The 5,541-nt window shown below is 43.8% G+C and carries 6 protein-coding genes; 3 read left to right on the top strand and 3 right to left on the bottom strand.

Going from position 1 to position 5,541, the window contains the following annotated elements; translation table 11 throughout:
• The 3 genes from ureC to KHB02_RS29310 form a co-directional block, all read right to left on the bottom strand.
• Window positions 1-1,406: urease subunit alpha (gene ureC, locus KHB02_RS29320; protein WP_241114199.1), on the bottom strand; the 1,406-nt coding region annotated here is incomplete at its 3' end.
• Window positions 1,403-1,732, bottom strand: a complete 330-nt coding sequence (gene ureB / locus KHB02_RS29315) for an urease subunit beta (protein WP_213144167.1) — start codon at window positions 1,730-1,732, stop codon at window positions 1,403-1,405. The genes ureB and ureC, both read right to left, overlap by 4 nt.
• Before the next feature lie 23 nt (window positions 1,733-1,755).
• A complete protein-coding gene (locus tag KHB02_RS29310) occupies window positions 1,756-2,058 on the bottom strand; it encodes an urease subunit gamma (RefSeq protein ID WP_213144166.1) in 303 nt (100 codons plus the stop codon).
• 232 nt (window positions 2,059-2,290) lie between these two features.
• Here KHB02_RS29310 and KHB02_RS29305 point away from each other — a divergent pair, with 232 nt between their 5' ends.
• Genes KHB02_RS29305 through KHB02_RS29295 form a run of 3 tightly spaced genes read left to right on the top strand, consistent with a single transcriptional unit; the run spans window position 2,291 to window position 5,439 of the window.
• Complete coding sequence (locus KHB02_RS29305) at window positions 2,291-3,367, top strand: BMP family lipoprotein (RefSeq protein WP_213144165.1); 1,077 nt, start codon at window positions 2,291-2,293, stop codon at window positions 3,365-3,367.
• Window positions 3,368-3,417: 50 nt separating this feature from the next.
• Window positions 3,418-4,521, top strand: a complete 1,104-nt coding sequence (locus KHB02_RS29300; protein WP_213144164.1) for a PfkB family carbohydrate kinase — start codon at window positions 3,418-3,420, stop codon at window positions 4,519-4,521.
• A 3-nt stretch (window positions 4,522-4,524) separates the two neighbouring features.
• Window positions 4,525-5,439, top strand: a complete 915-nt coding sequence (locus KHB02_RS29295) for a pseudouridine-5'-phosphate glycosidase (RefSeq protein ID WP_213144163.1) — start codon at window positions 4,525-4,527, stop codon at window positions 5,437-5,439.
• Window positions 5,440-5,541: the final 102 nt, after the last annotated feature.

Below are 5,541 nucleotides of genomic sequence, written 5' to 3'. Positions count from 1 at the left end.
GGGATGGAGGCGTTCGCATCCCCCATCATACCGTAGACAATAAAACCGCTTTTTAATACCAATTCCGGTTTAACCCCGAAAAACGCCGGTGACCAAATGACAAGGTCAGCGATTTTCCCTACTTCAATCGACCCGACATAATCTGCAATCCCATGGGTAATCGCTGGGTTAATCGTATATTTTGCAATATAACGCTTGGCACGGTTATTATCAGATAGTTTGCTGTCACCTTGCAAAGAGCCTCTTTGCAGTTTCATCTTATCGGCTACCTGCCAGGTTCGGGTGACCACCTCGCCAACCCGGCCCATTGCTTGGGCATCGGAACTGGTCATGCTAAAAACCCCCATATCCTGCAGGATATCTTCAGCAGCAATCGTTTCCTTTCTAATCCTGGAATCGGCAAAGGCAATATCTTCCGGTACGGAAGGATTCAAATGATGGCAAACCATCAGCATATCAAGATGCTCATCAATTGTATTGATGGTATATGGAAGCGTCGGATTTGTGGAGGACGGCAGGACATTCATAAAGCTTGCTGATTTAATCAAATCGGGTGCATGCCCGCCTCCGGCGCCTTCCGTATGATACATGTGAATGACCCGGTCTTTAATCGCCGCCATCGTATTTTCAACAAAACCTGCTTCATTTAAGGTGTCTGCGTGGAGTGCCACTTGCACATCATATTGATCCGCTACCTGCAAAGCATGGTCAAGGGCTGAAGGTGTAGCACCCCAGTCTTCGTGAACCTTAAGTCCAATCACACCGGCCCGTACTTGTTCAGCCAGCGGTTCTTCGGTTGCCGCTTGGCCTTTTCCGGTCAAACCAACATTGATCGGCAGGCCCTCGACTGCCTCAAGCATGCGATGGATATTCCATTCCCCAGGTGTAACCGTTGTCGCCCTTGAACCTGCAGATGGACCTGTGCCACCGCCAATTAAAGTAGTAAGCCCCGCTGAAAGGGCAACAGGCACCTGTTCCGGATTAATAAAATGGACGTGTGTGTCAATGCCGCCTGCTGTCACTATCATTCCTTCACCGGCAATGATTTCAGTGGAAGCCCCGATAACGATATCTACCCCATCCATCACCAGCGGATTTCCCGCTTTTCCGATTCCGGAAATTTTCCCGTCACGAATCGCTAGATCAGCTTTAAAAATTCCGGTGTAATCTAATATAACTGCATTAGTTATCACGACATCAGGTATCCCATCACCGCGGGTGACAAGCGGATGCTGTCCCATTCCATCGCGGATGACCTTTCCGCCCCCAAAGACAACCTCTTCACCATAGGTGGTATAATCCTTTTCAATTTGGATGATTAAATTGGTATCCGCTAGACGAATCGAATCTCCAGTAGTTGGCCCAAACATCTGGGCATATTGCTTGCGCGGCATTTCAAAACTCATTTTCCACACCCACTTTCAACAGACCCATCGGTTTTATTATTAAATCCATAAACCTTTTGTTCCCCTCCAAAGCAAACCAATTCCACTTCTTTTTCATCACCAGGTTCGAAACGAACTGCTGCCCCGGCAGGAATATTTAGCCGTTTTCCAAAAGCGTCCTCCCTATTAAACTTCAGGGCTTCATTTACTTCAAAGAAATGATAGTGCGAACCGATTTGGACCGGCCGGTCTCCTGTATTAGTTACTCTGACCCTGTGTATTTCACGGCCCTCATTGCAGATGATTTGTTCCTCTTTTAAAAATAACTGACCTGGTTCCCATTCCATTTGGTTATCCCTCCTGCTGCTTCTTATCGAATTGGATCATGAACAGTCACAAGTTTTGTTCCGTCAGGGAAAGTAGCTTCTACCTGAATGTCGTCAATCATTTCCGGAATTCCTTCCATGACATCATCACGCGTTAAGATGGTAGCCCCATATTTCATTAATTCCGCTACCGTCTTTCCGTCTCTTGCCCCTTCTAACACTTCATAGGTTATTAAGGCAACAGCTTCGGGATAGTTTAACTTCAAGCCTCTTTCGCGTCTTCGTCTAGCAAGATCAGCGGCTACCACAATCATAAGCTTGTCTAACTCACGCGGTACTAGTAACACTGCCCAGCCTCCTTTAATAGTTGTCATTTTTGTAAAAATTAACCACCTTCAATAGATTATCCATATCGATTTCATTTAAACAGCACATGAAATGTTTTTTTGGAAATACTAGAATTAGTATTTTGTTTAAAAAGGTTGACCTAGAATTTTTTAAGTCGTATAATACAAACGAAAGTTTATACGATAAACAAAAGTTCAAAACACTTAAATACAACTTAGGGAGGCACACAAAATGAAAAAACGTAAAATTGGTATGGCACTATCACTTGTTCTTGCAGCTGGCACATTGTTAGGTGCTTGTGGAAAAAGCAACGATAACAATAACAATGGCGGCGCCAAAAAAGACACATTCTCTGTTGGTATGGTGACAGACGTCGGCGGGGTTGATGACAAATCATTTAACCAATCCTCTTGGGAAGGCCTTCAAAATTTCGGAAAAGAAAATGGCTTGAAAAAAGGAAAGGGCGGATACGATTACCTTGCTTCCAAATCGGATGCGGATTATACAACAAACTTAAATACGCTTGTACGTCAAGGGTTTGACTTAGTTTATGCGATCGGCTTCTTAATGCCGTCTGCAGTTGAAGAAATTGCAAAGCAGCAAAAAGACTCGAAATTTGCCATCGTTGATGCTGAAGTAGACCTTCCAAACGTCGCAAGCATTCTTTTTAAAGAGCAGGAAGCGGGATTTCTTGCGGGAATAGCAGCGGCTAAGACCACAAAATCTAACCACATTGGATTCATTGGCGGTATGGAAGTTCCCGTTATTGAACGTTTCGAAACTGGGTTCCTTGCCGGCGTTAAAGCAGTAAATCCAGACATTAAAGTAGACGTTCAAATTGCAGGTGCTTTCGATAAGGCCGAGGTTGGACAGGCCATCGCCTCAAAAATGTATTCATCTGGAGCAGACGTTATCTTCCACGCAGCGGGTGCAACAGGAGTAGGTCTGTTTAAAGAAGCCAAAGACCGAAAGGCAAAGGACCCTAATAAAGACATCTGGGCAATTGGCGTTGACCGTGACCAGGCGGACATGGGTCAAGATGTTGTCCTTACCTCTGCCTTAAAACGCGTGGATGTTGCGGTTCAAGACCTTGCCACGAAAACAAAAGACGGCCATTTCCCTGGCGGTAAAGTAACGTTATATGGTTTAGCAGAAGATGGTGTCGGCTTAGCCCCAATCAATTCAAAAGCGGCAAACAAAGCTGATATTGAAGCAACTGTTAAAGAATGGGTTGAGAAAATCAAATCAGGTACGGTAAAGGTTCCTGAAACACTTGATGAATTAAAGACATTTAATCCAAAACAATAATAGCACTGATTAAGGCAATTTTAGATTAGTGTAATTTATGGGGTGAATTTATGCCTGAAAAACTGACTGAGAAAGAACAATTGATTCTCGATTTAATCCGGAAAAACCCCTATATTTCGCAGCAAGAGCTTGCGCAAAATTTAGAATTGTCTCGGCCTTCGATTGCTAACATGATTTCTGGGCTGATCAAAAAAGGTCATATTTTAGGCAGGGCCTATATTCTAAGTGAATCACAGCATGTCATTTGCATTGGCGGAGCGAATATTGACCGTAAATTTCATATTCAAGGGCAGGCACAGCTGGGTACTTCCAATCCCAGCTATGCCACCCAGAATGCCGGCGGAGTTGCCCGGAATATTGCTGAAAACTTGGGTCGCCTAGGGCTGGAGGTTTCACTTATATCTGCTGCCGGCGCTGATAAGGACTGGACCATTATTGAGGATTCATCAGCGTCATACATGAATTTAGAGACTGTCTCCAAATTCCCAGAAAAAGCAACCGGCTCCTACACAGCAGTTTTGGATTCCAACGGTGAATTAGTCATTGCGCTTGCGGATATGGATGTATATGAGGCCATTACACCTGAATTACTGCGGAAGCATGAGGGATTTTTTACACAATCGAAATGTATCATCGTCGATTTAAATTGCCCAAAAGAAACGGTCCAATATTTGTGCCATTTTGCCAAAAGCCATAACCTACCGATCGTCTTAATACCTGTTTCATCACCAAAGATGAACCGTTTGCCAGATGAACTTGATGGTGTAACATGGCTCATTACGAATCGGGATGAATCGGAAACCTATTTTCAGCATGAAATCAAAAATGATTCAGATTGGAAAAACGCCGTGGAAAAATGGCTGTCTTTGGGGATTTCCAATGTGGTCATCACTAATGGAAAAGAAGGCTCTATGGTTGGAAATAAAGAGGAAGGTATTTTCCATGTCCTCCCTATTGAAGCGAAGGAAATCGTCGATGTAACCGGGGCAGGAGATGCTTTTTCTTCGGCTGTTATTTACTCTTGGCTAGAAGGTAGGACATTATTGGAAATTGCTAAGGCCGGAAGTATCAATGCATCGAAAACCTTACAATCACCATATACGGTTCGACAGGATTTATCTGCAGAACAACTATTAAAAGACATGGGGGAATAAGTCATGAAAGAATATATTACATTATCTGAAGAAGTACGTACCGCAAAGGAACAAGGAAAACCAATCGTTGCCCTAGAATCTACGATCATTTCTCATGGCATGCCTTATCCGCAGAACGTGCAAACCGCCCGTGAAGTGGAGCAAATCATCCGTGACAATGGAGCCGTTCCAGCTACAATTGCTATCATTGATGGAAAAATTAAAATCGGATTATCGGATGAAGAGTTAGAAATGTTCGGGAAAAGTTCCGGAGTAGCAAAAGCATCAAGACGCGACCTAGCTTATTTGCTTGCGACTAAAAAACTTGGCGCAACTACAGTAGCAGCTACGATGATTTGTGCTGAATTGGCCGATATTCATATTTTCGTGACCGGCGGTATTGGCGGGGTTCACCGCGGTGCCGAAACTACCATGGATATTTCAGCAGACTTAGAGGAGCTTGGGCAAACGAACGTGGCTGTCATTTGTGCAGGTGCCAAATCGATTCTCGATTTAGGATTAACGATGGAATATTTAGAAACAAAAGGCGTACCAGTTATCGGTTATCAAACTGATGTCCTCCCTGCATTCTACACACGCACGAGTGAGTTTTCATTAAACTTGCGTGCCGATGATGTCGCTGAAATCGCTTCTACCTTAAAAGTAAAATGGGATTTAAACCTAAAAGGCGGAGCGGTGATTGCCAACCCTATTCCTGAAGAACATGCCATGGAAGAGGAATTTATTAATGGCGTGATTGAAACAGCATTGAATGAGGCTGCAGAACGCCACATCACAGGTAAAGATGTGACACCATTCATGCTCGGCAAGGTGAAAGAACTGACAGAAGGAAAAAGCTTGGACGCCAACATTGCTTTAGTGAAAAACAATGCCGTTGTTGGGGCAAAAATCGCTGTAAGCTTTAATGCGATGAAATAATGTTTGCACTTTAAAAGGAGCCGTGGTGAACTGCACCAAAATTGTTAGACACAAAACTAACAATGGAGGTGCAGTTTTTTATATGGCTAAATTTACATTCGA

Origin of the sequence: Neobacillus citreus (assembly GCF_018343545.2) — a bacterium.
Classification (GTDB): domain Bacteria; phylum Bacillota; class Bacilli; order Bacillales; family Cytobacillaceae; genus Neobacillus; species Neobacillus citreus.
Note: the sequence above shows the minus strand (reverse complement) of the source record. Positions and strands in the feature narration are given on the sequence as shown.

What these genes read in the sequence shown, in the direction of transcription:
- ureB (WP_213144167.1), bottom strand. Translation starts at nt 1,732, where the DNA reads ATGGAATGGGAACCAGGTCAGTTATTTTTAAAAGAGGAACAAATCATC.
- KHB02_RS29305 (WP_213144165.1), top strand. Translation starts at nt 2,291, where the DNA reads ATGAAAAAACGTAAAATTGGTATGGCACTATCACTTGTTCTTGCAGCT.
- KHB02_RS29300 (WP_213144164.1), top strand. Translation starts at nt 3,418, where the DNA reads ATGCCTGAAAAACTGACTGAGAAAGAACAATTGATTCTCGATTTAATC.
- KHB02_RS29295 (WP_213144163.1), top strand. Translation starts at nt 4,525, where the DNA reads ATGAAAGAATATATTACATTATCTGAAGAAGTACGTACCGCAAAGGAA.